General features: G+C 38.7%; 3 protein-coding genes and 1 tRNA gene. 2 read left to right on the top strand and 2 right to left on the bottom strand.

Going from position 1 to position 4,119, the window contains the following annotated elements; all coding sequences use genetic code 11:
- Positions 1 to 1,158, top strand: a 1,158-nt coding sequence (locus ACTHJT_RS08470) for a dihydroorotase (protein ID WP_440237587.1), incomplete at its 5' end; no start/stop codon positions are given.
- A gap of 77 nt (positions 1,159 to 1,235) precedes the next feature.
- A tRNA-His gene (locus ACTHJT_RS08465) sits at positions 1,236 to 1,309 on the top strand.
- A 167-nt stretch (positions 1,310 to 1,476) separates the two neighbouring features.
- Here the strand turns inward: ACTHJT_RS08465 and ACTHJT_RS08460 are convergent.
- Positions 1,477 to 3,114 (bottom strand): arylsulfatase, encoded by a 1,638-nt coding sequence (locus ACTHJT_RS08460; protein ID WP_440237586.1) that lies wholly within the window; start codon positions 3,112 to 3,114, stop codon positions 1,477 to 1,479.
- A gap of 345 nt (positions 3,115 to 3,459) precedes the next feature.
- Positions 3,460 to 4,101, bottom strand: a complete 642-nt coding sequence (locus tag ACTHJT_RS08455) for a nucleotidyl transferase AbiEii/AbiGii toxin family protein (RefSeq protein WP_440237585.1) — start codon at positions 4,099 to 4,101, stop codon at positions 3,460 to 3,462.
- Between the last annotated feature and the right edge of the window lie 18 nt (positions 4,102 to 4,119).

Below are 4,119 nucleotides of genomic sequence, written 5' to 3'. Positions count from 1 at the left end.
GTACATTTCAGAGAGCCTGGTTTGACGCATAAGGCAACCATTTATACAGAAGCCAAAGCTGCTGTTGCCGGTGGTGTAACCAGTTACATGGAAATGCCGAATACAAAGCCTGCAACGGTTACGCAGGAATTGCTTGAACAGAAATATGAGATCGCATCCAGAACCAGTCTGGCAAACTATTCCTTTTTCATGGGTACGACAAACAGTAATGTAGATGAGCTGTTGAAGACGGATCCGAAAAATGTGTGCGGGATCAAAATATTCATGGGCTCTTCAACAGGAGATATGCTGGTTGATAATTCTGAAATGCTGGACCGGATTTTTTCTCAGGTAAAAATGCTGGTAGCCATACACGCAGAAGAAGATCCGATTGTAGGCGCCAACACAGAAAAATATAAAGCATTGTATGGTGATGCGCTGAATGCCACACATCATCATCTGATCCGTAGTGAAGAAGCATGTTATGCATCTTCATCCAAGGCAGTAGCATTGGCGAAAAAGCATGGTACACGTTTGCATATCCTGCATATTTCTACAGCAAAAGAACTGGATCTTTTCACAAATACAATTCCGTTGAAAGAAAAGAAAATTACGGCTGAAGCATGTATTCATCACCTATGGTTTTCAAATGAGGATTATGCCACGAAGGGGAATTACATCAAATGGAATCCGGCAGTGAAAACGGCAGCAGACCGTGAAGCCATCTGGCAGGCTGTGTTGGACAACCGCATTGATGTGATTGCTACAGACCATGCGCCGCACACCATTGAAGAAAAGGAGTTACCATATATTGATGCGCCTTCGGGTGGGCCGCTGGTTCAGCATAGCCTGGTTGCCATGCTGGAAAAATATCACCAGGGAAAAATATCCCTGCAACGGATCGCCGAAAAAATGTCGCACAATGTGGCCGATTTATTTCAGATTGAAAAAAGAGGTTATATACGCGAAGGCTATTATGCAGATTTAGTACTTGTGGATCTGAACAAACCCTGGATGGTTGAAAAAAGTAATATTCTTTCCAAATGCGGCTGGTCGCCATTTGAAGGGTATATTTTCAAGTCCAGCGTAACAGATACCTTTGTTTCAGGGAATTGGGTATACCATGAAGGTGCATTTAACGAAGATAATAAAGGAAAGCGCTTAACTTTTGAAAGATAATTTTTACAAAGGTCTTGTATTTGTATCTGCGAAGTGGTACTTTTGCAAACCTAAAACAAACAACTGTTTGTAACACGGTAGATGTAGCTCAGCTGGTTAGAGCACCAGATTGTGGTTCTGGGGGTCGTGGGTTCGAACCCCATCATTTACCCGCATCAAAAAAGCCTTCAATTTTAAAAATTGAAGGCTTTTTTATTTGATCCCTGATGGTGTTTCGAACCTTAGAATCTTAACTAAAAGAATTTATCTATGTTGTGTGCTCACAGTATAATTGTTTCTCTTTCAGTTGCCGTGATTACACATAAATATAAAAGAATGTTATTCTTTTGCTTTCATCTGTTTCAACATATCTATTACAACATCATCCATTTGAAATGAAGTACCACTCTGAACCGGAGGGTGCTCTTTTAAAGTAGCTAAATGTTGCTGAATGATCTCGCTGATCGGTTGAAAAAGCCACGACATACGTTGTGCCATATGTCCATAAGAGTCTTCGGAGTCGTAGCTTTCGAAAGGATCACTTCGAATATTGAAGAATAATGGATTTCGGGTTTTAGGCAAGTCGTAATAATTCTCGCTCGTAGCAAAGTGTACTTTCCATGGACCAACACGCACAGCCATCAGTTTACTTTCCCGATAATAAATAAAACTATTGCGAGCACTTACTGTAGATTTTCCGGTCCAGTAATCAAGATTATTAACGCCATCAATGTATTGTTTTTTCTCAAGCATAATTTTTTCAGCAACGTTGGTTATACCTGCTGCTGCTGCAAAAGTAGTGAACATATCCATGTGTGCCTGAATGCCATTGAGCACCTGTCCGGGTTTAATTGCATGTGGCCAGCGTAACATAGAAATAACACGTACACCGCCCTCATAAGTTGTCATTTTCTCTCCACGAAAAGGGGTAGTTGCACCATATGGCCAGGAAGAGTGTTCAGGCCCATTGTCGGTAGAATACCAAACAATAGTATTTTCATCTAATCCGTTTGCTTTTAAAAAATCGAGTACCAGACCTATGTCATGATCATGTTGCATCATACCGCTACCATGCATGTCTTGATCATGTGTATAGGGTTGTGCTGCATAACGCCATTTTTCATTTAAATGTGTATATAAATGCATTCGACTGGTATTTAACCATACAAAGAAAGGCTTACCTTCTTCTTTGCTCTTTTTCATAAATTCTTCTGCACGTGGAATAGTTTCAACTGCATCAAAATCTTTCATACGTTCCATTGTTAAAGGACCAGTATCTTCAATGCGTTGTTTACCTACGCGTCCAAAACGAGCATCAATTGTTGGGTCATCTTTATCTGAAGCATAAGAATGAATAACGCCGCGTGTTCCGAACTTTTGGGCGAATGCTTCAGGCCCACCCGGATAGTTTTTTGCATATTCTTGATAATCTTTGTACTCGCTCTGCTCTTGCGTGTTTAAATGATATAGATTACCATAAAATTCATCAAAACCATGGACTGTTGGCAAATGCTCGTTTCTGTCTCCTAAATGGTTTTTCCCAAATTGGCCTGTTTTATAACCCGCAGTTTTCAATACTTCTGCCAGGCAAGGCGAAGCCGCTTGCAGGCCTAATTTATCTCCTGGTACACCTACAGTAGTCATGCCTGAACGAATAGGATACTGACCCGTAATAAATGAAGCACGGCCTGCAGTACATGAGGGTTGTGCATATTGATCGGTAAAACGAATTCCTTCGTTACCAATTCGATCAATGTTTGGAGTTGTGTAACCCATAACGCCCATACCATACGCACTAACATTTTGCCAACCTATATCATCTCCCCAAATAACAAGAATATTGGGTTGTTTGGTTTTAGAATTTTGTATGTTACTCTGTGCGTATAGACTTTGACATAACATATTCCCTAACATGATCATCACTCCTGCCAAGGCAGTTATACTGATTCCTTTAAGGGATTGATTTAGTATTTTCATATGTGTCAAGTTTTTTCTGGAACATCTGATTTTTTTGTTGCAAACAATAGAATTAAGGCTGAATATACTGCAGATTAATCATAATATATCTATTAATTAAGTATAATAAATAATTAAAATTCAATTAGGTGATTTCTTAACTCATTCAATATCTTGATGTACTGATAAAACAAGTTCGACATTTTAACATCATTTACCCTAAAGGTCTCTCGAGAAATCGGGAGACCTTTTTTATTTTATCGGGTGCTGATTATTTTTTCCGGAAGAATTCCATTCGCCGCGGCAAACAAAAACAATTCCAAACAAATTAAATAATCAATATCGTGTAGAACATTTGGATTTGTTTTAACGCGCAGCTGCAGCCTCAATATCTTCTTTAATAAATTCCCAGTATTTTCCTTTTAGACATACAGGATCAAAATCCGTATCTGCTTTTCTGAAATTGATCATGTTTTGTTGGATTAATGAATGATCATGTGTATATAGGAAGCGTTGTTTATGTAAATGAATCATATCTTTGATGGTATAATGGGTTAATACTTCATGCAAATCCCAGAAATCTTTTTTTCTTCCTTCTCTCTGTATAACATCAATCTTCATGGCTATAATTTCTTCTACAGTTGCCAGTCGTATAGCATCTACTTCAATTACATTCTGAAAAAAAGGATCCATTGAATAATACACATCCAGTTTAACAACATGTGTAGGATCTGTTCCGATTAAATATGATTTACCCATCCCGGGTGTTTTGTTAAAATCACCCTGTACGTATGGGAATGTATTTATCAAAAAATCTTCAATGATTTTAAAATCTACAGAACCATAATCGGCATCTGTAAAGAGATCAATATCTACAGACAATCTGTGCCCCAGATGTAAGCTTAATGCTGTACCACCCACCAGCCGGAAGTCTTTTAACACATCGGCCTGCATGAGCGTGAGCAAACTGTCCTTCAATAAATTATTCACCGTATTCCAGTAAAGCATATTATCTTTCTTTTAAAT

Origin of the sequence: Cytophaga sp., from assembly GCF_051961495.1 — a bacterium.
GTDB lineage: Bacteria > Bacteroidota > Bacteroidia > Cytophagales > Cytophagaceae > Cytophaga.
This window is presented reverse-complemented; position numbering and strand designations above follow the sequence as displayed.

Bases quoted from the DNA above. Each gene is read 5' to 3' on its own strand.
- ACTHJT_RS08460 (WP_440237586.1), bottom strand. From the start codon at position 3,114: ATGAAAATACTAAATCAATCCCTTAAAGGAATCAGTATAACTGCCTTG.
- ACTHJT_RS08455 (WP_440237585.1), bottom strand. From the start codon at position 4,101: ATGCTTTACTGGAATACGGTGAATAATTTATTGAAGGACAGTTTGCTC.